Annotated in this window: 20 protein-coding genes; 4 read left to right on the plus strand and 16 right to left on the minus strand. The window is 70.8% G+C overall.

Annotation, left to right across the window (positions count from 1 at the left end; genetic code table 11):
- Positions 1-5 precede the first annotated feature (5 nt).
- The 6 genes from rplS to ABZY45_RS33210 form a co-directional block, all read right to left on the minus strand.
- On the minus strand, positions 6-356 hold the full coding sequence (rplS, locus tag ABZY45_RS33185) for a 50S ribosomal protein L19 (protein WP_014048592.1): 351 nt from the start codon (positions 354-356) through the stop codon (positions 6-8).
- 124 nt (positions 357-480) lie between these two features.
- Entirely contained in the window at positions 481-1302 is an 822-nt protein-coding gene (gene trmD, locus ABZY45_RS33190; protein ID WP_356745978.1) for a tRNA (guanosine(37)-N1)-methyltransferase TrmD, read from the minus strand.
- Positions 1302-1898, minus strand: a complete 597-nt coding sequence (gene rimM / locus ABZY45_RS33195) for a ribosome maturation factor RimM (protein ID WP_356745979.1) — start codon at positions 1896-1898, stop codon at positions 1302-1304. The genes trmD and rimM overlap by 1 nt, the downstream gene beginning before the upstream one ends.
- Positions 1899-2004: 106 nt before the next feature.
- On the minus strand, positions 2005-2244 hold the full coding sequence (locus tag ABZY45_RS33200; RefSeq protein ID WP_014153811.1) for an RNA-binding protein: 240 nt from the start codon (positions 2242-2244) through the stop codon (positions 2005-2007).
- 2 nt (positions 2245-2246) lie between these two features.
- Positions 2247-2684 (minus strand): 30S ribosomal protein S16, encoded by a 438-nt coding sequence (gene rpsP, locus ABZY45_RS33205; RefSeq protein WP_145810827.1) that lies wholly within the window; start codon positions 2682-2684, stop codon positions 2247-2249.
- Between the two features lie 155 nt (positions 2685-2839).
- Positions 2840-3433: a hypothetical protein gene (locus tag ABZY45_RS33210; protein ID WP_356745980.1), complete on the minus strand. Its 594-nt coding sequence runs from the start codon at positions 3431-3433 to the stop codon at positions 2840-2842.
- Between the two features lie 520 nt (positions 3434-3953).
- On the opposite strand from ABZY45_RS33210, the gene ABZY45_RS33215 reads away from it, so the two are divergent.
- Positions 3954-4817 (plus strand): methyltransferase domain-containing protein, encoded by an 864-nt coding sequence (locus tag ABZY45_RS33215; RefSeq protein ID WP_356745981.1) that lies wholly within the window; start codon positions 3954-3956, stop codon positions 4815-4817.
- A gap of 102 nt (positions 4818-4919) precedes the next feature.
- On the opposite strand, the gene ffh is transcribed toward ABZY45_RS33215, so the two are convergent.
- The 5 genes from ffh to ABZY45_RS33240 form a co-directional block, all read right to left on the minus strand.
- Positions 4920-6467: a signal recognition particle protein gene (gene ffh, locus ABZY45_RS33220; protein WP_356745982.1), complete on the minus strand. Its 1548-nt coding sequence runs from the start codon at positions 6465-6467 to the stop codon at positions 4920-4922.
- 121 nt (positions 6468-6588) lie between these two features.
- Positions 6589-9042, minus strand: coding sequence for a [protein-PII] uridylyltransferase (locus ABZY45_RS33225; protein ID WP_356745983.1), 2454 nt, complete (start codon positions 9040-9042; stop codon positions 6589-6591).
- A 32-nt stretch (positions 9043-9074) separates the two neighbouring features.
- The gene (locus ABZY45_RS33230; protein WP_356745984.1) at positions 9075-9413 is read right to left on the minus strand and encodes a P-II family nitrogen regulator; all 339 of its coding nucleotides are present in this window, start codon (positions 9411-9413) and stop codon (positions 9075-9077) included.
- Positions 9410-10762: an ammonium transporter gene (locus ABZY45_RS33235; RefSeq protein WP_356745985.1), complete on the minus strand. Its 1353-nt coding sequence runs from the start codon at positions 10760-10762 to the stop codon at positions 9410-9412. Before ABZY45_RS33235 ends, ABZY45_RS33230 begins: the two co-directional genes overlap by 4 nt.
- 337 nt (positions 10763-11099) lie before the next feature.
- Positions 11100-12572: a hypothetical protein gene (locus tag ABZY45_RS33240; RefSeq protein ID WP_356745986.1), complete on the minus strand. Its 1473-nt coding sequence runs from the start codon at positions 12570-12572 to the stop codon at positions 11100-11102.
- Positions 12573-12996: 424 nt separating this feature from the next.
- On the opposite strand from ABZY45_RS33240, the gene ABZY45_RS33245 reads away from it, so the two are divergent.
- Entirely contained in the window at positions 12997-13644 is a 648-nt protein-coding gene (locus ABZY45_RS33245) for a bifunctional DNA primase/polymerase (RefSeq protein ID WP_356745987.1), read from the plus strand.
- 65 nt (positions 13645-13709) lie between these two features.
- On the opposite strand, the gene ftsY is transcribed toward ABZY45_RS33245, so the two are convergent.
- Positions 13710-14915: a signal recognition particle-docking protein FtsY gene (ftsY, locus tag ABZY45_RS33250; RefSeq protein WP_356745988.1), complete on the minus strand. Its 1206-nt coding sequence runs from the start codon at positions 14913-14915 to the stop codon at positions 13710-13712.
- A gap of 109 nt (positions 14916-15024) precedes the next feature.
- On the opposite strand from ftsY, the gene ABZY45_RS33255 reads away from it, so the two are divergent.
- Positions 15025-16416: a cytosine permease gene (locus tag ABZY45_RS33255; protein ID WP_356745989.1), complete on the plus strand. Its 1392-nt coding sequence runs from the start codon at positions 15025-15027 to the stop codon at positions 16414-16416.
- A 118-nt stretch (positions 16417-16534) separates the two neighbouring features.
- Here the strand turns inward: ABZY45_RS33255 and ABZY45_RS33260 are convergent, their stop codons facing one another.
- The 4 genes from ABZY45_RS33260 to ABZY45_RS33275 all read right to left on the minus strand — a co-directional run bounded on the left by ABZY45_RS33260 (position 16535) and on the right by ABZY45_RS33275 (position 23204).
- Complete coding sequence (locus ABZY45_RS33260; protein ID WP_356745990.1) at positions 16535-17953, minus strand: sugar porter family MFS transporter; 1419 nt, start codon at positions 17951-17953, stop codon at positions 16535-16537.
- Between the two features lie 241 nt (positions 17954-18194).
- The gene (locus ABZY45_RS33265) at positions 18195-21953 is read right to left on the minus strand and encodes an AAA family ATPase (protein ID WP_356745991.1); all 3759 of its coding nucleotides are present in this window, start codon (positions 21951-21953) and stop codon (positions 18195-18197) included.
- A 313-nt stretch (positions 21954-22266) separates the two neighbouring features.
- Positions 22267-22479 (minus strand): hypothetical protein, encoded by a 213-nt coding sequence (locus tag ABZY45_RS33270; RefSeq protein ID WP_033304037.1) that lies wholly within the window; start codon positions 22477-22479, stop codon positions 22267-22269.
- A gap of 443 nt (positions 22480-22922) precedes the next feature.
- Positions 22923-23204, minus strand: coding sequence for an acylphosphatase (locus ABZY45_RS33275; RefSeq protein ID WP_356745992.1), 282 nt, complete (start codon positions 23202-23204; stop codon positions 22923-22925).
- A 156-nt stretch (positions 23205-23360) separates the two neighbouring features.
- On the opposite strand from ABZY45_RS33275, the gene ABZY45_RS33280 reads away from it, so the two are divergent.
- Positions 23361-24305: a CAP domain-containing protein gene (locus tag ABZY45_RS33280; protein WP_356745993.1), complete on the plus strand. Its 945-nt coding sequence runs from the start codon at positions 23361-23363 to the stop codon at positions 24303-24305.
- Positions 24306-24439 lie beyond the last annotated feature (134 nt).

Here is a 24439-nt window from a genome sequence, read left to right on the forward strand (position 1 = left end):
GGGAATCAGCGGTCGCGCTTCTCCTTGATCTTCGCGGCCTTGCCGCGCAGCTCACGGAGGAAGTACAGCTTGGCGCGACGGACGTCACCGCGGGTGACGAGCTCGATCTTCTCGAAGATCGGGCTGTGCACCGGGAAGGTGCGCTCGACGCCGACGCTGAAGGAGACCTTGCGGACCGTGAAGGTCTCGCTGACGCCCGAGCCCTGGCGGCGGATGACGATGCCCTTGAACTGCTGGATACGGGAGCGGTTGCCCTCGATCACGCGCACGTGGACGTTGACCGTGTCACCGGGGCGGAACGCCGGGAGGTCGGTACGGAGCGAGGCGGCGTTGACGCCATCGAGCAGGGAAGCCATGTTGTCTGCTTTCTTCGCCGATGCCACAGGTCATCGACGGGAGAGAGTGAAGTTCGGATGCTGATCACATCGGGCGGGCGTCTTTCCCCCTGTGGCAGGGGCGCACGCCGGACGTACAGCGGGCCTATTCTTCCACGGCCTCGGGCCTGCGCCAAAATCGTCCGCCGGGCTCCGGGGACCAGCCGAGGATGGAGAGGATCTCGCGGTCCTTCTTGTCGAAGCCGGATGCCTCGCAACGCTCGATGAGATCAGGCCTGTTGAGCGCCGTACGGCGGAACGCCTCGTCCCTCCGCCAGCGCGCGATCCGTCCGTGGTGGCCGCTGAGCAGCACGTCGGGGATGCCCCGCCCGCGCCACTGGGGCGGCTTCGTGTAGACCGGCCCTTCGAGCAGGTCGGCCATCGCCCCGGGGGCGAAGGAGTCGTCGCGGTGCGACTCGGCGTTGCCGAGCACTCCGGGCAGCAGCCGGGCCACCGCCTCCGTGATCACCAGGACCGCCGCTTCCCCGCCGGCCAGGACGTAGTCACCGATGGACACCTCCACGACCGGCATCCGGGTCGCGTACTCGTCCATCACCCGCCGGTCGATGCCCTCGTAGCGGGCCGGGGTGAAGACCAGCCACGGCCGCTCGGAGAGCTCCACGGCCAGCTCCTGGGTGAAGGGCCTGCCGCTCGGGGTGGGGACGACGAGCACCGGGGAGTGCGCTCCGGCCTCGTAGCCGTCGGCGAGCACCTCGTCCAGCGCCTCGCCCCACGGCTCGGTCTTCATGACCATGCCGGGCCCGCCCCCGTAGGGGGTGTCGTCCACCGTGTTGTGCCGGTCGTGGGTCCACTCCCGCAGGTCGTGGACCCGTACGTCGAGGCTGCCCCGGGCGCGCGCCTTGCCGACGAGCGAGACGTTCAGCGGTTCCAGGTACTCGGGGAAGATCGTGACGACGTCGAGCCGCATCACGCGTCGCCCTTCTGCCCGCCGGGGGCGGCATCGCCCTCGGCATCGTCCTCCTCGGCGTCACGGGCCGAGGCGACCACGGCCTCGCTCTCGTCGATCAGGCCCGGCGGCGGTGTGATGACGATGCGCTGCTCCTCCAGGTCGATCTCCGTGACGATCTCCTCGACGAAGGGGATCATCACCTCGCTGCCGTCCGGCCGTTCCACGATGAAGAGGTCCTGGGACGGCAGGTGCGAGATCTCGGTGATCCGGCCGATCTCCGTGCCGTCGGTGAGGACGACGTCGAGGTCCATGAGCTGGTGGTCGTAGAACTCGTCGGGGTCCTCGGGCAGTTCCTCCGGGTCGACCTCGGAGATCAGCAGCGTGTTGCGCAGCGCCTCGGCGGCCGTACGGTCGCGCACGCCCTCGAACCGCAGCAGCAGCCGGCCGCTGTGCACCCGGCCGGTCTCGATCGTCAGGGGTCCCACATGGGCGGGCTCCGTGACCAGCACGGCCCCGGGCCCGAGCCGGAGCTCGGGCTCGTCGGTGCGCACCTCGACGGTGACCTCGCCCTTGATCCCGTGGGCGCGACCGATCCGCGCAACTACCAACTGCACGCTACTTCTCCCGATGATCTCTTACTGAGGAGGCGGTCATGTACGGACGACAAAGGCCGGGGACGGCTCGAAAGCCCTCCCCGGCCCCTGCCGGTGTTCAACTCTTTCAGCGAACCTGGTCCACATCGACGAGGTCGACACGGATTCCACGTCCGCCGATGGCACCCACGACGGTACGCAAAGCGCGCGCGGTGCGGCCGTTACGGCCGATCACCTTGCCGAGGTCGTCCGGGTGGACCCGGACCTCCAGGACGCGCCCACGGCGCAGGTCACGCGAGGCGACCTGCACATCGTCGGGGTTGTCGACGATGCCCTTCACGAGGTGCTCAAGAGCCTCCTCGAGCATGCTCAGGCCTCGGTCGACTCGGTGGACGCAGCGTCAGCCGCCTCGTCCGCCTTCTTGTCCGACTTCTTGGCCTTCTGGGTGATGGCCTCACCCTTGGCCTCGTCGCCGTCCGTGGCCAGGGCCTCGAACAGGGCGCGCTTGTCAGCCTTGGGCTCCGGCTGCAGCAGCGGCGCGGGGGCCGGGAGGCCCTTGTGGGCCTGCCAGTCACCGGTGAGCTTCAGGATCGCGAGGACCGGCTCGGTCGGCTGGGCGCCGACGGACAGCCAGTACTGCGCGCGCTCCGAGTTGACCTCGATGCGGGAGGGGTTCTGCACCGGGTGGTACAGGCCGATCTCCTCGATGGCCCGGCCGTCACGGCGGGTACGGGAGTCGGCGACGACGATGCGGTAGTGAGGCGAACGGATCTTGCCCAGACGCTTCAGCTTGATCTTGACTGCCACGGAAGTGGTGTCTCCTGGTCTCTGACGTGGTTGGGCACAAAAGATGCCACGTGGGGTTGCGGTACTCGGGTGCCCGATGGACGCGTCAGCCGGAGGAGAGAGGGGTCCTGTGCGACTGTCGAGTACAGCTGACCATTGTGCCACACCGCATCGGGTCACCCCACCGCGACCGCCCCTTCGGGGATACGGAACGGCTTTCCGCACCCGCCGCAGACGATCGGCGCCTGGGCGAGGACCGAGGGGACGACGCGGACGTTGCGCCCGCAGTCACAGACGGCCTTGACCCGCACCCCTCCCCCGGACGAGCCGTGCCGCGCCGCGGGACCGCGGAACGAGCGCTTGGTGTCCGCGGCGGTGGCGACCGTGTGCGCCTTCAGCGCACGCTGCAGCCGTTCCGTCGTCGGGCGGTATCTGCGTTTGGCCTCGGGATTCAGCGTCACCAACGAGAATCCGCTGCTGGGGTGGGGCTCCTCGGCATGGTCGAGGCCCAGCTCCTCGGCGATCGCGAGGAAGCGTCGGTTGTGGTAGCGGCCGGCCCGGGAGGTGTCCCGGACACCCCGCGCGGCGGCGATGCCGTGGACTGCCTCATGGAGCAGCCGTTCGAAGGAGAGCTCGGCGCCACAGGCGGACGAGGACTCTCCGATCAGGGACTCTGGCGCGGCAAGATCGGGCAGCTCGGGGTGGTACCGCTGAATGTCGGCCCACGCCTGTGCCAGCTCTGCGGCAAGTACAGGTGGTGTCGTGCTCACGTCGTGACAACGAGCCTGAGTGCTCCGGTGTTCCTATTCCGGGGCATCCCAAATAATTTGCACGTACCAGTCAGTTGCCATTGATGCGTCCGGACGAGGGCGGGTGCGCAGAACAGCGGAGAACACGCACAGCTCGCACCAAGGTGGTACGTAGCAACGCGTACGCACCGGCGCCGACAAGGTCCGCGCGGGCGACATTACCCGGCACGGAGCAACCGGCGCACACCGGTCGCGGGCCGGGTGCGGAGCGCTCGACGTGCTGCGCCCCGCGTGTCGGGTAAGACTGTGAGGAAGCGAGCGGCAGGCGTGCCGCCGTCGGCGCCCGCCCTCCACCGCGCGGCGCCGGGGGCGCACGACCGGAGCACGCGAGCAATGCCATCCCACCCCGTCCGACCCCTGGACGGGACCGCCGATGCGGAGTTCTCTGGCATACGGGGGCTGTGGGCACGCATACGCAGACATAGACATGGGGGACCTCACTCGGGCACGACCGACCTCACGGCGGATTGGGGCGCATTCCATGACACCTACGCTCGTCCGGCACCACAGGTACGCGGATTCGTCCGCCTCGGTGGACGCCGGCACCCGCGCCCGTGACTGGGCCGAGATCCAGGAGCGCATGCTGGCACCGCTCTACGAGGCGGTGTACGAGCGCCTCGAAGTCGGGGCCGGAACACGGATGCTCTCCCTCGGCTGCGGTTCCGGGCTGGCGCTGCTGATCGCGGCCTCGCGCGGGGCGCGCGTCACCGGCGTCGACAGCGACCGTGAACGGCTGGCCCTGGCACGTGAGCGCCTCTCGCCCGATCAGGGGCCGGAGACGGGCCTCGACCGTCCGCACCCGCGGGCCAGGCTCGTGGAGGGCGTCTCCGCGGCCGAGCCGGAGGGCGCGCCGTACAACCTCGTGACGGCCTTCCAGCCTGTCGGCTGCGCGGCCGGTGACTCCGAAGGGCTCGCGCCCGCGCTCGCCTCCGCCGTGCCGCTGGCCGTGCGCGGCGCCACGGTGGTGCTGGCCGGCTGGGGGCCGCCGGAGCGGTGTGCCACGGCTCCCGTGCTGGAGGTGGCGGCGCGGCTGACCGGGTCGTCGCGTGCCCCGCGTCCGGCGAGCGGGTGGCGGCCGGCGCTGCGGGACGACCTGGAGGAGGTCGCGGCGCGGGCCGGACTGAAGCCGGACGGCTCGGGCCGGGTGTCCTGCCCGTTCGGCTACGCGGACGTGGACAGCGCGGTGCGCGGACTGCTGTCGACCGGGTTGTTCGACGCGGCGATACGAGCGACCGACCGCTCCCAGGTGGAGAAGGAGATCGCGGAGGCGCTGCATCCGCATCTGCGGCCGGACGGCACGGTGTGGATGCCGAACGTCTTCCGCTACCTGGTGTGCGTGGCGTGACCGCACAAAAGGTGGCGTGACCGCCCGGAGACGACGTGACCGCCGGAAAACGAAGGGGCGCCCCGCCGGGCGGGGCGCCCCTTCCTCCGGGTCCTGGGCCGGTCAGCCCATGAACTTCTTGAACTCGTCCGGGAGTTCGAAGTTCTTGTCCTCCTGGGCGGGCAGACCGAACGCGCCGCCCTGCGCGGCCTGCTCGCGCCGTGCCGCGGCGGCCTGCTCCTCGGCCTTCCGCTTCATCGGGTTCCCGCTCTTGCGCTTGCCCTTGGCCTGCTTGACCTGCTTCTTCTGACGGCCGGCGCCGCCGCCCATCCCCGGCATGCCCGGCATCCCGGGCATGCCGCCGCCCTGGGCCATCTTCGACATCATCTTGCGGGCCTCGAAGAACCGCTCCACCAGGTTCTTCACGGCGGAGACCTCGACGCCGGAACCCTTGGCGATACGGGCCCGGCGCGAGCCGTTGATGATCGTCGGCTCGGCGCGCTCCTTCGGGGTCATCGACTTGATGATCGCGGCCGTACGGTCGACGTCGCGCTCGTCGATGTTGTTGATCTGGTCCTTGATCTGCCCCATGCCGGGCAGCATCCCGAGCAGCTTGGAGATGGAACCCATCTTCCTGACCTGCTCCATCTGCGCCAGGAAGTCGTCGAGCGTGAAGTCCTTGCCCTTGCTCGACGCCAGCTTGGAGGCCATCTTGGCGGCCTCTTCCTGGCTGAACGTCTTCTCCGCCTGCTCGATCAGGGTGAGGAGGTCACCCATGTCGAGGATGCGGGAGGCCATGCGGTCCGGGTGGAAGGCGTCGAAGTCCTCGAGCTTCTCGCCGTTCGACGCGAACATGATCTGCTTGCCCGTGACATGGGCGATCGACAGGGCCGCACCACCGCGGGCGTCACCGTCGAGCTTGGAGAGCACCACGCCGTCGAAGCCGACACCGTCGCGGAAGGCCTCGGCGGTGTTGACCGCGTCCTGGCCGATCATGGCGTCGACGACGAAGAGGATCTCGTCAGGGCTGACCGCGTCGCGGATGTCCGCGGCCTGGCGCATCAGCTCCTCGTCGATGCCGAGGCGGCCGGCGGTGTCGACGATGACGATGTCGTGGACCTTGGACTTGGCGAACTCGATGGAGTCCTTGGCCACCTGGACCGGGTCGCCCACGCCGTTGCCCGGCTCCGGTGCGTACACCGCCACACCGGCGCGGTCGGCGACGACGCTCAGCTGGTTGACGGCGTTGGGGCGCTGGAGGTCACAGGCGACGAGCAGCGGGGAGTGGCCCTGGGCCTTGAGCCAGAGGCCGAGCTTTCCCGCCAGGGTGGTCTTACCGGCACCCTGGAGACCCGCGAGCATGATCACGGTGGGCGGGTTCTTGGCGAACCGCAGCCGCCTGGTCTCGCCGCCGAGGATGCCGACGAGTTCCTCGTTGACAATCTTGACGACCTGCTGGGCGGGGTTCAGCGCCTGGGAGACCTCGACGCCACGCGCCCGCTCCTTGACGTTGGCGATGAACGCGCGGACGACGGGGAGGGCGACATCCGCCTCGAGCAGGGCGATACGGATCTCGCGAGCCGTGGCGTCGATGTCCGCCTCGGACAAGCGGCCCTTGCCCCTGAGGTTTTTGAAAGTCGCGCTAAGGCGGTCGGAGAGAGTATCGAACACGGCGCTCGTCGGTCCTCAGGGTCGGGGGCGGGGCAGGTCAGTCGCCCTCCAGGGTATCCGGACCCCGGGGAACGCAAAGCCCTCGCCCGTTTCTCGTGACGAACGGGGCCGGGGCCGGGCTTCAGCCGAGCTCCTTCTCCACCTCCCCGGCCACCTCCGCGGCGCGTTGCGGCGCCAGCGGTTCGCCGTCCTTGTCCGTGACGTAGAAGGCGTCCACGGCGTTCGCTCCGAGCGTGGAGACGTGGGCGCTGCGCACCCGGACCTCGCTCTGTTCCAGTGCCCGGCCGATCCGGTGCAGCAGTCCGGGGGCGTCCTGGGCGCGGACCTCGATCACCGTGGCCAGGCGGGAGCCGGCCGGCGCGACGGTCACCCGGGGCGGGGGCGCCTTCACTCCGCGCCGCCGCGGATAGGCGGCCTCGCGTTCGGCGAGGCGGGCCCGGATGTCCAGAGCCCCGTCCAGGGCGCGTACGAGGTCGGCGCGGAGCCTGACGGCCTGCGGGAGCGAGCCGTACTCGGCGGCGACCCGCCAGCTCAGCACCAGCAGACCGGCCGTCTCGCCCAGCTCGGTCGGGAGCTCGACGGCGCGCAGGTCGGCGGCGCGGACGGTGAGGCGGTGCAGGGCCAGGACGCCGGCCGCCGCGGGCAGCACCCCGGGGCGGTCGGGCAGCGCGATGAGCAGTTCGACGCCGACGGGCTCCGGCTCGCCGTCCTCGGCGGCCGGTTCGGGCCGGGTGTGCAGGGCGAGGACGGGCTCGCCGGTGCGCAGTGCCTCGACGGCGAGGCGTTCCTGCTCGGCGCTGGGCGCGAGCGGTTCCGGCTCGGGGGGCTCCTCCCCGGCCAGCAGTGCCGCGACGCGCTTGACCAGGTCCGTCACCAGTGAGGCCCGCCAGGAGCTCCAGGCGGCGGGTCCGGTGGCCAGGGCGTCGGCCTCGGTGAGGGCGTGCAGCAGTTCCAGGGTGGACGCGCTGCCCACGGCGTTGGCGACGGAGCGCACGGTCGCGGGGTCGTCGAGGTCGCGCCGGGTGGCCGTCTCGACGAGCAGCAGGTGGTGGCGCACGAGCGTGGCGACGACGGCCACGTCCTGCTTGTCGAAGCCGATCCGGGCGGCCATGTCGCGGGCGATGACCTCACCGGCGACCGAGTGGTCCCCGGGCCAGCCCTTGCCGATGTCGTGGAGCAGGGCGGCGATCAGGAGGAGGTCCGGGCGTCCCACCCGGCGGGTGAGCGAGGAGGCGCGGACGGCCGTCTCGACGAGGTGGCGGTCGACGGTCCAGGTGTGGACGGGGTTGCGCTGCGGACGGCAGTGGACCCGCTCCCAGTCGGGCAGCAGGCGGGTGATGATGCCCTCCGCTTCGAGGGCCTCCCACACGCCGACGGTGGATTCGCCGGCGCCGAGCAGGGTGACGAGCTCCTCGCGGGCCTGGGAGGGCCACGGGACGGGGAGCGGCTGGACCGCGGTCCTGAGGTGCCGTACGAGATGACGGGAGAGCGGCAGCCCGGCCTCGGCCGCCGCGGCGGCGGCCCGGAGGGTGAGCACCGGGTCGCGTTCGGGGCGGGCGGTGCGCGCGAGGACGACCTCGCCGTCCGCCTCGACGACGCCCTCGGCCAGGGGGGTGCGGTCCGGGGCGGTTCGGGCGCCGCCGCCGAGGATCGACCGCAGCCGTGGCCGTGCGGAGCGGGCGCGCAGGACGCGGTTGACCTCGCGCCAGGTGACGTCGGTGGCGTACGAGACGGTGCGCGCGGCCTCGTACACCTGGCGCAGCAGGGCGTCGGAGTCGAGGAGGCCGAGGGCCTGGGCGACCTGGTCCTGTTCCTGCAGTGCGAGCCGGTCGGTGGCCCTGCCGGTGGTCAGGTGGAGGGCGTCACGGGCGTCGAGGAGGACACGGCGGGCTTCGGCGAGCCCTTCGCGAGGTGCGTCGGCCACCCAGGAGGCGGCCACGGCGCGCAGGGCGGTGGCGTCGCGGAGGCCGCCTCGTGCCTCCTTGAGGTCGGGTTCCAGGAGGAACTGGAGCTCGCCCATGCGTTCCGCACGCTCACGGCAGAGTTCGTCCAGGGCGGGCAGCCGCTTGGGTGCCTGGTTGCGCCAGTCGGCGAGTACGGCCGTGCGCAGTCCGGCGACGAGGCCGAGGTCGCCCGCGACGGGGCGGGCGTCGAGCAGTCCGAGCTGGACCTTGAGATCCTCGCCGGCGGTCCCGCGCGCTTCGGCGGGAGTGCGTACGGAGTGGTCGAGGGCGAGGCCGAGGTCCCAGACGGGGTACCAGATCCGGTCCGCGAGGGTGGCGACGGCCGCGGAATCGGCGCTGCCGTCGTGCAGGAGGAGCAGGTCGAGGTCGCTGCGCGGGGAGAGCTCGCCGCGGCCGTACCCGCCGACGGCGACGAGGGCGGCTCCGCGCACGCCCGCCTCCTCGGCCGCCGCGTCGAACAGCGCGGTGAGCCAGTCGTCGGTGAGCCGCGCCAGGGCGGCACGGCGCGGCGGCCCGGACCGCGCCTCCTCCTGGAGGAGGCGCAGCCGGGCCGCCGCATAGCCGCTGGGTCCGGAGTCCTCTGCTTCGGTCGTCACTTCGGTGCTCGTCACCCAGCTGCCTTTCCGTTCACAGGAACCGTCGGTCAGAGTGCGTCCGGGCCGCGCTCACCGGTCCGTACGCGGATCGCGGTGTCGACCGGGACGCTCCAGACCTTGCCGTCGCCGATCTTGCCGGTGCGGGCCGCCTTGACCACCACGTCGATGAGCTGCTCGGCGTCCGCGTCCTCGACGAGCACCTCGATGCGGATCTTCGGTACGAGGTCCACGGTGTACTCGGCACCACGGTAGACCTCGGTGTGCCCGCGCTGACGCCCGTAGCCGCTCGCTTCCGTGACCGTGAGGCCCTGGACGCCGAAGGCCTGGAGGGCCTCCTTGATCTCGTCCAGCCTGTGCGGCTTCACGACTGCGGTGATGAGCTTCATGCGTCCACCTTCTTGTTCGTCGGGGCTGCCGTGGTGCCGGGCGCCGGAGGTGTGGTGCGGGTGGCGGAGCCGCCGCCGGCGCCGCTGAAGTCGTACGCGGTCTCGGCGTGCTCGACCTGGTCGATGCCGGAGACCTCGTCGTCCTCGCTCACCCGCATCCCGATCGTCCTGTCGAGGACGAAGGCGAGGACCGCGGAGACGACCAGGGAGTACGCGAGGACCGCGAAGACACCGACGGCCTGCTTGCCGAGCTGGTCGAGTCCGCCGCCGTAGAAGAGGCCCTTGGCGTCGGACTGCACTCCGCCGGTGGCGAAGAAGCCGACGAGGAGGGAGCCGAGGATACCGCCGACGAGGTGGACGCCGACGACGTCGAGGGAGTCGTCGTAGCCGAACTTGTACTTGAGGCCGACCGCCATGGCGCAGACCACACCGGCGATGACACCGACCGCGATCGCGCCCAGCGGGCTGATCGCTCCACCCGCGGGGGTGATGGCGACGAGGCCGGCGACGGCGCCGGAGGCGGCACCCAGAGTGGTGAAGGAGCCGTGGCGGATCTTCTCGTAGGCGAGCCAGCCGAGGACTGCCGCACCGGTGGCGACCTGCGTGTTGACGAACATGACCGCGCCCACGCCGTCGTCGTTGCCGAGCCACGAGCCCGCGTTGAATCCGAACCAGCCGAACCACAGGAGCGCGGCACCGAGCATGACGAGCGGCAGGCTGTGCGGCCGCATCGGGTCCTTCTTGAAGCCGACCCGCTTGCCGATGACGAGGATCACGCCGAGGGCGGCGGCACCGGCGTTGATGTGGACCGCGGTACCACCGGCGAAGTCGATGACACCCAGCTCGAAGAGCCAGCCGCCGGCACCCCAGACCCAGTGCGCGACCGGGAAGTAGACGACGGTCACCCACAGGGCGATGAACAGGGCCCAGGAGGTGAACTTGACCCGGTCGGCGAGGGCACCGCTGATCAGGGCGGGAGTGAGGATCGCGAACATCAGCTGGAAGACGGCGAACACATACACCGGAATGGTGTAGCCGTCCCAGAGTTCGGTGACGCCGATACCGCTGAGGCCGACGAAGTCCGAGCTCCAGCCGATGACCGAGCCGATGTCGGAGCCGAAGGCGAGGCTGAATCCGTAGAGCACCCACAGGATCGTGACGATCCCGAGGCTGATGAAGCTCATCATCAGCATGTTCAGGGTGCTCTTGACGCGGACCATGCCTCCGTAGAAGAAGGCCAGACCCGGGGTCATGAGCATCACCAGCGCGGAGCAGATGAGCATGAACCCTGTGTTGGCGGCAGACAGCTGCGGAGTGTCTGCGGCAAGCGTCGTGATGCCTGGGGGCATCGGCGTCTCCTCGTCGTCGGTGCGGCCACGTGCGGGGGTGCGGGACCACGGTGAAAAGGTGCGGGCCGGTTATGCGCCATGAGATTCGCGCAGCGCGGTTTCCACGAATGCCGCACGATGTTTCACCGCAGTGACGAAGGAGCGCGACGTGTTACGTACCGATGAACCACGAGTGTCGGCGCCGTTGTGCTGCCTACCATGCTGCCCGCGCCGCATACGGCGGGGTTGAAACGCCCGGGGACGTGAACCGGCCACGACGACGACCCGCTGACCTGGCACATGGGGGAGCCGGTCTGGTGGTACGGGTGGCTGTCGTGGCCGGTGGCAGGGATGCCGGTCAGACCGCTTCGGCGGTCTCCGGGAGCTGCTCGGAGAGCAGCTCGGTGAGCCTGGCGACCTCGGGGATGTCACCGAAGTCCCTGGCGGCGGTGTCGACGGTCTTGCGGAGCCTGGTGTTGACGCGCTCCGACCTCACCCTCCTGGCGACCTTCAGTGCCTGCGTGGCCAGCACGGTCGACTCCTCGGGCTCGCGCTGGAGGAGGTGCACGGTGGCCATGCCGATCAGGTTGAGGGCGTAGGACCTCTGGTGCTCGTCGTCCTCGCCGAAGAGCTCGACGGCGCGGGCCATGACGGGCTCGGCCAGCGAGGCGTAGGTGGGGCTGCGGCCGGCGACATAGGCGAGGTCACGGTAGGAGTGGGCGTTCTCGCCGTGCAGTTCGGCGTCGGAGAAGAAGCGGATCCAGTCGGGCTCGGGCTCGTCGTCGAGGGCGGCGTCGGCAAAGGTGTCCTCGGCCATCCGGACGGCTCGCTTGCACTTGCTCGGCTGCCCCATGTTGGCATAGGCGCGCGCCTCCATCGCATACAGCATGGCCTGGGTCCGTGCGGTGGCGCAGTCACGGCTGCCGTACTGGGCGAGATGGATGAGTTCGAGTGCGTCGTCGGGCCGGCCGAGGTGGATCATCTGGCGGCTCATGCTGGAGAGGATGTACGACCCGAGGGGCTTGTCGCCCGCTTCCTTGGAGGCGTGCAGCGCGAGCACGAAGTACTTCTGGGCGGTGGGCTGGAGGCCCACGTCGTAGCTCATCCAGCCCGCGAGCTCGGCGAGTTCGGCCGCGCAGCGGAACAACCGCCTGGCGGTGGCCTCCGGCTGCGGCTCCTGGAGGAGGTCCGTGACCTCGTGCAGCTGCCCGACGACGGCCTTGCGGCGCAGCCCGCCACCGCACTGGGCGTCCCACTGGCGGAACATCGCCGTGGTGGATTCCAGGAGGTCGAGCTCGGGTCCGGAGAGCTTGGAGGGGCGGCTCTCGGAGGCCGGGCGCTCCGGCTCCGTGCGGCCGGGCGCGACGGGCACCAGCCAGCGCTGCATGGGCTCGATGAGGGTGGGACCCGCGGCCAGCGCGAGGGAGCTGCCGAGGAATCCGCGCCGGGCGAGCATGAGATCGCTGCGGGAGAACTCACTGAGCAGCGCGACGGTCTGGGGCCCGGCCCACGGGAGGTCGACGCCGGCGACGGAGGGTGCCTGGTGGGCGGTGCGCAGTCCGAGGTCCTCGACGGCGACGACGCTGCCGAACCGCTCGGAGAAGAGCTCGGACAGGATGCGCGGGATCGGTTCGCGCGGCTGCTCGCCGTCCAGCCAGCGACGCACCCGGGAGGTGTCGGTGCTGATGTGGTGGGCGCCGAGCTGGCGGGCACGCCGGTTCACCTGGCGCGCGAGCTCGCCCTTGGACCAGCCGCTGCGCACGAACCACGATCCCAATTGCCCGTTGGGGCGCTTTCCGGCATTCGTCTCGCCTGCGCCGCTGCCACTCACTGGAACGCCCCCATCCCGCTGAAATCTGTCGCGCGAACCTCTATCAGAATGCCGTGCCTCCGTGCTGCCTGTACGAGCCTTGCGCACCGTCGAACGGATCATCGGGTTGCCCGGGGCATACCCACGCGCACATGCAATTGCAGGTTCGAGTACCGACGGTAATCCTACGATCACCGTCTCCGCGAGGGGTGTTGCGGAAACGCCACCATTCGCCACCCCTTCGGATGAACCCGTTCGACACAGTCCGCGATTCACTTGACAGGCCGCGATCACCTATCGGGCGGAGTGAAGCATTCAGGGGCGCGGGAGTCGCATCGCGCACCCTGATGACACCACCCCGTGCGCCGGTGATCGCCGGCGGCGACGGAGGACGTCCCGGACTCCAGGTCGTAACCACCGGTGAGTCGGACCCGTTGGAGGGGGCATGGGCTTCACGATCGGCGGCATCCGCGAGATGCGGTCCGGCACGCGGCGCCGCGGCCGTGCGGCCGGGGCGAGTGCGGTGGCCGAGTACACAGGACTCTGGGGCTGGGCGGTGGCACCGGGCGCGCGTGCGGCGGCCGGTGCCTGCTCGTGCGGTGACCCCGCGTGTGCCGCCCCGGGCGCGCATCCGCTGGACTTCGCCCGGGAGGTGCCTCCGGGCGCCACGCACGGCACGGCCGCCGACACCTGGGCCGAGGTCCCGGGCGCCTCGATGCTGCTGCCGGTGGGCCGGACGTTCGACGTGCTGGACGTGCCCGAGGCCGCGGGCCGGCGCGCGCTGGTGCGGATGGAGCGCATGGGGCTGCCGCTGGGGCCCGTGGCGGTGACCCCGACGGGCCGTACGCAGTTCTTCGTCGCCCCCGGGGCCGCCGCGGGTCTGCCCGGGCTGCTCTACCGGATGGGCTGGGACGACGCGGACCTGGACCTGCGGGCGCTGGGCCGGGGCGCGTACATCACCGCCCCTCCCTCGGACCTCGGCGGGCTGGGCCCCGTCCGCTGGCTTCGTCCGCCGGCCCCCGGGACCGCCGCTGCTCCCCCGCAGGCCAGGCTGCTGCTGGGCACCCTCGCCTACATATGCCACCGCGGGTGAACGCCGGAGGGCGGTGAACCCCTCACGGGTCCACCGCCCTCCGGCGTTCCTCGGCCGTACGCCCGTCAGTCGCCGATCAGCGCGTCGACGAAGGCGCCCGGCTCGAACGGGGCCAGGTCGTCCGGCCCCTCACCGAGACCGATGAGCTTCACGGGCACGCCCAGCTCGCGCTGGACGGCGATGACGATGCCGCCCTTGGCGGTGCCGTCCAGCTTGGTGAGCACGATGCCGGTGATGTCGACCACCTCCGCGAACACCCGCGCCTGGACCAGCCCGTTCTGACCGGTCGTGGCGTCGAGGACGAGCAGGATCTCGTCGAGCGGGCCGTGCTTCTCGACGACCCGCTTGACCTTGCCGAGCTCATCCATCAGGCCGGTCTTGGTGTGCAGCCGGCCGGCGGTGTCGATGAGCACCACGTCGGCGCCCTCGGCGATGCCTTCCTTCACCGCGTCGAAGGCGATCGACGCGGGGTCGCCGCCCTCGGGCCCGCGCACCGTACGGGCGCCGACGCGCTCGCCCCAGGTCTGGAGCTGGTCGGCGGCGGCGGCCCGGAAGGTGTCCGCGGCGCCGAGCACGACACTGCGGCCGTCGGCGACGAGTACGCGGGCGAGCTTGCCCGTGGTCGTCGTCTTGCCGGTGCCGTTGACCCCGACGACCATCACCACGCCGGGCGTCTCCTCGCCGCCCTCCGTCTTCACCGCACGGTCGAAGTCGGGGCCGAGCAGGGTGACGAGCTCCTCACGCAGCAGCGTGCGCAGCTCCTCGGGCGTACGGGTGCCGAGGACACGGACCCGCTCACGGAGCCGTTCCACGAGCTCCTGGGTGGGGGCGACGCCGACGTCGGCGGTGAGGAGCGTGTCCTCGATCTCCTCCCAGGTGTCCTCGTCGAGGTTGTCGCGGGACAGGAGCGTGAGCAGCCCCTTGCCCAGGGAGTTCTGCGAACGGGCGAGCCGGGCGCGGAGCCGCACGAGACGGCCGGCGGTGGGCTCGGGGACTTCGAGCGCGGGAATCTCCGGCTCGACGACGACCGGGGTCTCCTCGACGGGAGTCCCGGCGCCGGGAAGACCGGCCTCCTCGATGGTGCGCCGCGCTTCGTCGCGCGGCGCCTCGGCTTCCTCGCCGACACGGGGCTCGGCGGGAGGAGTGATGGTCGGCGTGCTCGACGGTGCCGAGGGCGGCAGCTGCTTCTTCTTGCGGCTGCTGACCACGAGCCCGCTGATCAGGCCGACCGCGACCAGGGCGATGACTACAGCAAGGATGACGATTTCCATAACCAGTCCAGTATCGGCCACAGCGGGGGTCCGGGCGCGGTTCGGCGGGACGGCGTCCGGGCCGCATGAGTGGTATGCCACTTTTGGGGGTAAAGGTACGCTGCTGCCCGTGGAGAACCGCGGCCTGGACCCCGTCCCCGAGACCGAGCGCACCGGTCGGGTCCGTACCCTCTTTCCCACCTGGGTGACGGCCAACATGACCGTCCTCCTGCTGACCGTGGGCGCCGGCCTCACCGTCTTCAACGGGCTGAATCTGTGGCAGGTTCTGGCCGTGGCGGCCATCGCCCCCGTGGTCGCCTTCGGACTGGTCGGGTTCGTGTCGATCGCGGGCAAGCGCGGCGGGGCGCCCGGCATGGCACTCTCCCGGGCGGTCTTCGGACAGCGCGGCAATCTGCTCCCCGGCGCCCTGCTCTGGGTGGCCCGCTGGGGCTGGGAGACCGCCAACGCGGTCACCGGCTCCTACGCGCTGCTGGCCGTGCTCGGCCTGCTGTTCGGTATCCACGTCACGCACACCCTGGTGCTGGTGACCCTGACGGCCTTCGTCGCCGCGAGCTTCCTCGTCTCCGGCCTCGGCATCCGGGCCCTGCGGGTGTCCTCCCGGCTCTCCGTGTACCTCTTCGGCGGCGCGAGTCTCCTGCTCCTCGTACACCTGGCCGGCGCCACCGCGTGGCGGGACGTTCTGGACCGGCCCGCCGGTCCGGCGGCGATGATGATCGCGGGCATCGGGACGCTGGCCGCCGGGGGAATCAGCTGGGTCCCCTCGGCCCCGGACTTCACCCGTTACCTTCCGGCTGCCGCGTCCGGCCGCGCCATGGTCGCCGCGGCGGTGGGCGGAGCCCTGGTCACCGTCCTGCCGATGGTGATGATGGGAGCGGTGATGGCCGAGGACTCCCCCGGCCTCGCCGCGACGCAGGACCCGGTGGCCTTCATCGGCGAGCTGCTGCCGCGATGGATCTCGGTGCCGTATCTCCTGACCGCCCTCGGCGGCATGGTGCTCATCAACGCGATGTCCATGTACTCCGCCGGATTCACCGCGCAGACGCTCGGATTCACGGTCCCCCGCGCCTGGGCGGTGGGCGTGAACGCCGCCATCAGCCTGCTGCTCGGCGGGCTGCTGACGATGGTGGCGACGAGCTTCATCGGCACGTTCACGTCGTTCCTGTCCCTCCTCGGTGTGACGTTCTCCGCCTGGATCGGGGTCTTCGGCATGGATCTGCTGAGGGGCCGCACCTACGACCCGGAAGCACTCCTGGACACCTCGCCGCGCAGCGCCTACTGGTACGCCGCCGGATTCAGCGGACCGGCCGTCGGCGCGTGGGGCGCGGCCCTCGTGGTGGGGCTGCTCCTCACCGATGTGGAGTGGTTCACCGGTCCGCTCGCCGCCACCTGGATCGGACGCCACGGCCTGGGCTGGGCGGTGACGATCCTCGTCGCGGCGGGGGTGTACGCGATGGCGCCGCGTCCCGCCGGCCGGACAGCCCCGGAACCGGAGAGCTTCTGACGCCACACGAGGCCGGCCGGGCACGTCGGGCACCGGCGCGGCGACCTCACGATGAACGCTGCCCCGGACCGGCATGGGCCGGTCCGGGGCAGCGGGTCGAGGAGAGGGGCAGCGGGGATCAGCCCATCTCCTCCAGCGCCTTGCCCTTGGTCTCCTTCACGAACATGAGCACGAAGGGGATCGAGAGCACGGCGAAGCAGGTGTAGATGATGTAGGTGCCCGAAAGGTTCCAGTCGGCCAGGCTCGGGAAGCTCGCGGTGATCGCCCAGTTGGCGATCCACTGCGCGGAGGCGGCGACGCCGAGCGCGGCGGCGCGGATCCTGTTCGGGAACATCTCGCCCAGGAAGACCCAGACCACGACACCCCACGAGAGGGCGAAGAAGAGCACGAAGACGTGGGCGGCGACCAGGGCGACGACGCCCTCGGTGGTCGGCAGCTTGCCGTCGACCAGGTCCGCGGAGAAGGCCCAGGCCTCGAAGGCGAGGGCGATGGCCATACCGGCGGAACCGACGAGCGCGAGCGGCCTGCGGCCCACCCGGTCCACGAGGATCATGGCGATCACGGTGCCGATGATGTTGATGATCGACGTCGTGAACGAGTAGAAGAAGGAGTCTGTCGGGTCGATGCCGACGGACTGCCACAGCGTCGCCGAGTAGTAGAACGCCACGTTGATGCCGACGAGCTGCTGGAAGACCGACAGGCCGATACCCACCCAGACGATGGGCAGGAAGCCGAAGCGGCTGCCGAGCAGGTCGCTGAACTTGGACTTGTGCTCACGGCGCATGGCCGTCTCGATCTCGTTCACGCGTGCGTCGAGGTCGACGTTCTTGCCCTCGACCTCTTCCAGGATCTTCCGGGCCCGGTCCCTCTTGCCGACGGAGATCAGGAAGCGCGGCGACTCGGGAATCGCGAAGGAGAGCAGCCCGTAGAGGATGGCCGGTACGACCATCACGCCGAGCATCCACTGCCAGGCCTCGAGGCCGCCGATCTCGCCCCGCTGGTCGCCGTCGGCGATCTGCAGGATGCCGTAGTTGACCAGCTGCGAGATGGCGATGCCGACGACGATGGCGGCCTGCTGGAAGGAGCCGAGGCGGCCACGGTAGGCGGGCGGTGAGACCTCGGCGATGTAGGCGGGGCCGATGACCGAGGCCATGCCGATCGCGAAGCCCCCGATGATCCGCCACATGGCGAGGTCCCAGAGGGCGAACGGCAGGGCGGACCCGACGGCGCTGATGGTGAAGAGCACCGAGGCGATCTGCATGCAGCGGATACGGCCGATGCGGTCGGCGATGCGTCCCGCCGTGGCCGCGCCGATGGCACAGCCGATCAGGGCGATGGCGATGACCTGCGCCAGGGTCCCCGACCCGATGTCGTAGCGGTCCCGGATGGCCTCGACGGCGCCGTTGATGACGGAACTGTCGTAGCCGAAGAGGAAGCCGCCCATCGCTGCGGCTGCCGTGATGAAGATGACATGGCCGAGATGGTCCGGGTGGGCCTCCCGGGCTCCGGACTCCGGTCCGCGCGCTGTGCTGGTCACATGAACTCCTGGTACCTGGCCGCAACGTCAGGTGTGGGGGGTGAGCCCTCCTAGTGGCGCACAACTTCCAGCCGACCACCACTTGAAGGTAAAAACAACATTTCCGAGGTTATGCGTTCAAGTTTCGAAGTCAAGACTCGGTTCTTGTGAAGGGGTGGCTCACAAGTACCCAGGGATACCCAAAAGGTGCGTTCAGATGTTGAAGATTAGGTAAAGGGGATGTGACTGCCCCTCAGTCCGTCTACCCCGGAGTCCGGCGCAGACGCTGACTGATCACCTTGGATACGCCGTCGCCCTGCATGGAGACGCCGTAGAGCGCGTCGGCGACCTCCATCGTGCGCTTCTGGTGCGTGATCACGATGAGCTGGGAGCTCTCCTGGAGCTCCTCCATGATCCGGATCAGACGCTGCAGATTGGTGTCGTCGAGCGCGGCCTCGACCTCGTCCATGACGTAGAACGGGCTCGGCCTGGCCTTGAAGATCGAGACCAGAAGGGCAACGGCCGTAAGGGATCGCTCGCCGCCGGACAGCAGCGAGAGCCGCTTGACCTTCTTGCCCGGGGGCCTCGCCTCGACGTCGAGACCGGTCGTCAGCATGTTGTCCGGGTCGGTCAGGACGAGGCGGCCCTCACCGCCCGGGAAGAGCCGCGAGAAGACGCCTTCGAACTCCCGCGCGGTGTCCCGGAACGCCTCGGTGAAGACCTGCTCGACGCGCTCGTCGACCTCCTTGATCACCTGCATGAGGTCGGCCCTGGTCTTCTTCAGGTCTTCGAGCTGCTCCGAGAGGAACTTGTGACGTTCCTCCAGCGCCGAGAACTCCTCGAGAGCGAGCGGATTCACCTTCCCGAGTTGCTGATACGCCCGTTCGGCCGCCTTGAGCCGCTTCTCCTGCTCGGCCCTGACGAACGGCTTCGGCTGGTTGCGCGGGTGCTCCGGATCGTCGGGGAGCTCCTCGCCCTCCGCGGCGGGCGACGGGGGCACCAGCTGCTCCGGCCCGTACTCGGCGGCCAGGCCGGCCGGCTCGACGCCGAACTCCTCCAGGGCCCTGGCCTCCACCTGTTCCATGCGCATCCGCTTCTCGGCCCCGAGCACCTCACCCCGGTGCACCGAGTCGGTGAGCCGGTCGAGTTCGCCCTTCAGGTCGCGGGCCCGGCCGCGTTCGGCGGTGAGCTCCCGCTCGCGCTCGGCCTTGGCCGCCTCCGCCCTGGACCGCTCCTCCTCGGCCCGTACGACGGAGACCTCCACATGGGCCAGCAGCTGCCGGGCGCCCGAGGCCACGGCGGTGGCGACGGCGGCCTCGTGGCGCAGCCGGGCACGGCGCTGCTCGGCGCGGGAGCGGGCCTCACGCTCGGCGCGGGCCCCCCGGTCCAGCGCGTCGGCCCGCCCGGCGAGTGCCTTGACGCGTTCCTCGTGGGTACGGGCTTGCAGGCGGGCCTCCATCTCGGTCTGCCGCGCGTTGGCGCCGTCGGCGGCGAGCCGGTCCCGTACGGAGGTGTCCGGTTCCTCCTCCACGGGTGTCTCCTCCGCGACCAGCAGCCGTTCCGCCAGTTCCTCGGCCTCCTCGGTGGCACGTTCCAGCGCCTCCTGGGCCCGGACGGCCGCCGCGGTCGTGCGCTCGGCCTCCCCAGCGGCGCCCCGGGCCTGCCCGGCCAGCCTTCCGAGCTGCTGCGCGACTCCTGACTTCTCCCGCTCGGCCGCCCGGCGCCGCTCGCCGAGCTCCTCGACCAGCGCGGCCGACTCCCCGCGCCGTGCGGCCACCAGGCGCTGGGCCGAGGCGAGCTCCTCGCAGCGCACGGCGAGCTCGGCCAGCTCGGCCGCGGCCTCGTCGACGGACGCCTGCACCTCCAGGAGGCTCGGCGCCCCGGCCGATCCGCCGTGCGCGAAGTGGGTACCGAGGACGTCGCCCTCGGCCGTGACGGCGGTCAGCCCCGGGTGCGCGGCGACCAGCTCCTCGGCGTCCTCCAGGGTGCCGACGACGACCATGCCGCGCACCAGCCGGCGTACGGCGGTGAGCAGTTCGGCCGGACCCTGCACCAGGCCCGCGACGGCGGGCGCGGCGCAGTCGCCGACGGCCAGGCCGGCCGCGGCCGGCGCCGGATCCCCCGCGTACATGGACCCGGCCGCTGTGGCAGCGTGTTCCGACCCGGGCAGGCCTGCTCCGTGTCCGGCTCCGGCCGTGACGGCGTGTCCGGCACCGGACGCCTGACCCGGCACCTGGCCGCCCGCGGTCGCGGCGGGCTCCGGCCGCTGTTCCGTGCCCTGGGCCGGCACCTGTCCGGCTCCGGTGCCGCCCGGCACCAGCGCCGCGCGCCCGGCGTCCTGTTTGCGCAGCAGCCGGATCGCGTCCGCCGCCGCGGCGGGGTCCGTCACGGCGATCGCGTCGGCCGCCGCGCCCAGCGCCGCGGCCACCGCGACCTCGTGCCCCGGGGCGACCGTGAGCAGTTCGGCGAGCGGCCCGAGCAGGCCTGCGAGCCGGTCCCCCGCACCGAGCAGGACCCCGGTTCCGTCCTTGCGCCTCAGACCCAGCGACAGCGCTTCGTGGCGGGCCGAGAGCGCGGCGCGGCTGCGCTCCGCGTCGGTGACCGCCTCCCGCGCCGCGCCCAGCGCCGCCTCCGCCTCCGCCAGCTCCCGCTTGGCGGCCTCGTGCTGCTCCGCCAGTTCCGCGTCGCCCGCGTCGAGGCCATCGACCTCGGCCTTGAGCTGTTCGTACTCCTCCTGCGCCGCGACGGCCCGCTCCTGCGCCTCGTCGCGGGACGCGGCCAGCCGGTCGATCTCGGCCTGCGCCGAACCCGCCCGGCTCCGGGCCGCGTTGACCTGCCCGTTGAGCCGTGCGAGACCTTCCCGGCGGTCGGCGATGGCCCGGGCCGCGTCCCTGAGCCTCCGCTCCTCCACCGCGAGCTCGCGCTCCAGTTCGGCCCGGTGCGCGGTGGTGTCCTCCAACGCGTGCTCGGCCGCTTCGAGAGCCGCCTCCAGCTCGGCCTCCTGCTCGCGGATGCGGGCGGCCTCGCGTTCCATGTCCTCGGGGTCCCGTCCGCGCCGCTCCTCGTCGGGCGCGGCGGTGGCGCTCTTCACCCGGGCGTCCGCGAGCGAGATCGTGCCGCGCACCCGCTCGGCCAGCTGGGACAGCTCGTACCAGGTCTGCTGGGCCCGCTGGAGTCTCGGTGCCAGTCGCCGGACCTCGTCCTCCAGCCCGGCCTCCCGTGCGAGCGCCGCCCGGAGTTCGGCCTCCGCCGCTTCTCTGCGCTGCTTGAGCGCGGCCTCGTCGGCGATCTCGCTGCGCAGCGCCTCGCGCAGCGAGACGAGGTCGTCGGCGAGGAGCCGCAACCGGGCGTCGCGCAGATCGGCCTGGATGACGGCGGCCCGGCGGGCCACGGCAGCCTGCCGGCCCAGCGGTTTGAGCTGGCGGCGCAGTTCGTCGGTGAGGTCCTGCACGCGGGCGAGGTTGGCCCCCATCGCCTCCAGCTTCCGCAGCGCCTTCTCCTTGCGCTTGCGGTGCTTGAGCACGCCCGCCGCCTCCTCGATGAAGGCGCGGCGCCCCGTCGGATCGGCGTGCAGGACGGAGTCCAGCCTGCCCTGGCCGACGATGACGTGCATCTCGCGGCCGATACCGGAATCGGAGAGGAGTTCCTGGATGTCCAGCAGTCGGCAGGTGTCACCGTTGATCTGGTATTCACTGCCGCCATTGCGGAACATGATCCGGGTGATCGTGACCTCGGCGTAGTCGATCGGCAGCGCGCCGTCGGAATTGTCGATGGTCAGCGACACTTCGGCGCGGCCCAGAGGCGGCCTTCCGGTGGTCCCGGCGAAGATCACGTCTTCCATCTTGCCGCCGCGCAGCGATTTGGCTCCCTGTTCACCCATGACCCAGGAGAGCGCGTCCACCACATTCGATTTACCGGACCCGTTGGGTCCCACGACACAGGTGATCCCGGGTTCGAACCGCAGGGTCGTGGCGGAGGCGAACGACTTGAAACCACGGAGGGTCAGGGCCTTGAGGTGCACGCCGCCGGACTCTACCTTTCACTCTCGGTTTCGCTGATGAAGGTGCAGGGCACATCAGACGGTAAGCGAAGAGCGATACGCCGGTGAGGGTCCGGGGGGAAAGAAAGAAGGGACGCCGGAGCGTCCCTTGTGAAACTCGCACGGTGCGGCGTGTACAGCCCTCCGTGCACGGCCTTGCGTTACGGATCGCGAGCGGACCGGATCACGAGCAATCCTCGGTGTTCCAGGACGGCGATCCGTGACGAAAGACATTCGTTGGATTGATCCCGAGCAGCTGGCGTGCGGCCCGACCGGCCCCGGCAGGGCCTGGGGGTCAGGTCAGCGCGGGCTCCGCCTGGGGTACGTCGATGTCGATGCTGTCGAGCAGCGACTCTTGGTGCTGGGCGGCGGCGTTGAGCGCGTCGTTCTCGTCCTGGATCCGTACGAGCTCGGATTCCAGGTCCTGGACGCGCTTCTGAAGCCGTCGCATCTCGGCGAGGAGTCGCGGGTCGGATCCGCCGACGTAACCGAGAAGCGCCTTTGCCATGATGGATGGTCCTCCACACTGAGTGACCGACCGATGCGGTGTGGGTCGTGGTCGTGAGGGAATCGCACCCGCGGTGCTCGGCAGTGCTCTGTTCTTCACTGCTGTTCTGCTGTCACCAGCCCTGCCGAACAGCTGCGGTGCGCGGGGTTTTCAGCGTCTCACCAAAAAGTTTGACGGTCAACACGATCACACGCCAGGGAGCCGGGTGTCCCGGGGGTGCGCGGCCTGACGATCTTGCGGCGCGACTCTCCTGCGGGTCCCCGAGGGGTGGGTAGATCTTCGTCAATGCCGCAGCCTGGCATGCCGGAGCGTTCTTGGCAACCATGTGCCGGGACCTGACATTCCGCAGGTCATTTCGGGTGCGAGGCCTTCAAGGACCTTCCGGTCACCGCGTGCCGCGCCGTGCGCACGCAGCGGATCCGGGTGGGCATTCCCCGCCGGTGTCAGCGAATCGCGAAACCCTCGTAACCGCCGCGCGGCGTGTCCCAGATCTCAGTGACCCCGTCCACGCGGCCGGGTGTGTCGCCGGTGGCGAGCCAGTCCAGCAGACGGTGGCAATTCTCACGTGGGCCTTCGGCGACCACCTGCACCCGGCCGTCGTCGAGATTCAGCGCGAAGCCGGTGAGTTTCCCGATCTCCAAAGCATTTGCCCTGGTGAACCAGCGGAATCCTACTTGCTGTACTCGGCCGCGTACCCATACGACGAGTCGTGCATCTTCGTTCATGCCCGAACGCTAACCGGCCAATTGCTCACGGAGCACGTCGCCCCAATCCGTCATGGCGTAGGGTCCCCTCGCAATAGCCTCACCCGAACGGGTGAGTTTGATCATGAATACGGTGACGTCGACCAAGACGCCCGGAGCACGAGGAAGGCACAGCGCATGGGACGGCATCGACGCGCAGGCGCGGCCCCCGCCGCTGAGCAGCACACGGCGGACGCGGCGGACGGGCCGCGCGGTGCACGCCGGAGGAAGCGGGCGGGGATACCCGTGCGCGCCGGGCTTCTCGGTGTGTCCGCGGCAGTGGCCGTAGGAGCGGTGGCCGTGGCCTCCGGCCTGCTGCCCGGCGGTGGCAGCTACGACGTCAGCGGTGGCCGGTCCTCCGACAGCGTCCACGCGGGCGGCGCTCCCGACCTGCTGACCCAGGGCGACGCGTCCGCCGAGCCGACCGGCCGCACGTCGGCCTCGGCATCGGCCGAGGCGAGCAGGGGTGCCGGCCGTTCCGCGGCCCCCTCCGCGTCCGCCTCCCCGACGCCGGAGAGGACACCGTCCGAGAAGCCCTCGGCCACCGCGTCGAAGCAGGCGGCGAAGACTCCGGAGCGCACGAAGGCGGCGGCCCCGAAGCCCAGGAAGAGCGTGTCGTCGGCGCCCGCCGCCAAGGCGCCGGCCGCGCCGAAGACCGCCTCGGCCAGCCCGAGCGCCCAGCCCAGCACCTCCACGAGCCCGTCCGCCGCCTCCGCCCGGGCGGCTGTGCTCGCACTGGTCAACCAGGAGCGCGCGAAGGTCGGCTGCAGCCCGGTCACGACGAGCGCCTCGCTGACCGCGCTCGCCCAGGACTTCAGCGAGGACATGGCCGCCCGCGACTTCTTCAGCCACACCGACCCCGACGGGGCGACCCCCTGGGACCGCGCCGCCGCAGCCGGCGTGGAGGGTCTCGGCGGGGAGAACATCGCCCGCGGGCAGGCCGACGCCCAGGCCGTGATGGACGCCTGGATGGCCAGCGAGGGCCACCGCGCAAACATTCTCAACTGCGATTACAGGACGCTCGGCGTGGGCGTGCACCTCGGCTCGGGCGGCCCCTGGTGGACGCAGGACTTCGGCTTCTGAGAACTGCCGGCAGCAGGCCCCTGTCCGTCGGGAACGGACAGGGGCCTGCTGCCGTCTCCCGGGGCTACAACCATGGCCCGCCATCGGGAGTCTTGATCTTTCGGCAGTCACATCCCGCCACAGATGATCAAGAC

The organism is Streptomyces sp. NPDC006516, from assembly GCF_040611875.1.
Classification (GTDB): domain Bacteria; phylum Actinomycetota; class Actinomycetes; order Streptomycetales; family Streptomycetaceae; genus Streptomyces.

What these genes read in the sequence shown, in the direction of transcription:
- ABZY45_RS33235 (WP_356745985.1), bottom strand. Translation starts at nt 10,762, where the DNA reads ATGCCCCCAGGCATCACGACGCTTGCCGCAGACACTCCGCAGCTGTCT.
- trmD (WP_356745978.1), bottom strand. Translation starts at nt 1,302, where the DNA reads ATGCGGCTCGACGTCGTCACGATCTTCCCCGAGTACCTGGAACCGCTG.
- rplS (WP_014048592.1), bottom strand. Translation starts at nt 356, where the DNA reads ATGGCTTCCCTGCTCGATGGCGTCAACGCCGCCTCGCTCCGTACCGAC.
- ABZY45_RS33280 (WP_356745993.1), top strand. Translation starts at nt 23,361, where the DNA reads ATGGGACGGCATCGACGCGCAGGCGCGGCCCCCGCCGCTGAGCAGCAC.
- ABZY45_RS33275 (WP_356745992.1), bottom strand. Translation starts at nt 23,204, where the DNA reads ATGAACGAAGATGCACGACTCGTCGTATGGGTACGCGGCCGAGTACAG.
- ABZY45_RS33215 (WP_356745981.1), top strand. Translation starts at nt 3,954, where the DNA reads ATGACACCTACGCTCGTCCGGCACCACAGGTACGCGGATTCGTCCGCC.
- ABZY45_RS33200 (WP_014153811.1), bottom strand. Translation starts at nt 2,244, where the DNA reads ATGCTCGAGGAGGCTCTTGAGCACCTCGTGAAGGGCATCGTCGACAAC.
- ABZY45_RS33270 (WP_033304037.1), bottom strand. Translation starts at nt 22,479, where the DNA reads ATGGCAAAGGCGCTTCTCGGTTACGTCGGCGGATCCGACCCGCGACTC.
- ftsY (WP_356745988.1), bottom strand. Translation starts at nt 14,915, where the DNA reads ATGGAAATCGTCATCCTTGCTGTAGTCATCGCCCTGGTCGCGGTCGGC.
- ABZY45_RS33245 (WP_356745987.1), top strand. Translation starts at nt 12,997, where the DNA reads ATGGGCTTCACGATCGGCGGCATCCGCGAGATGCGGTCCGGCACGCGG.
- ABZY45_RS33230 (WP_356745984.1), bottom strand. Translation starts at nt 9,413, where the DNA reads ATGAAGCTCATCACCGCAGTCGTGAAGCCGCACAGGCTGGACGAGATC.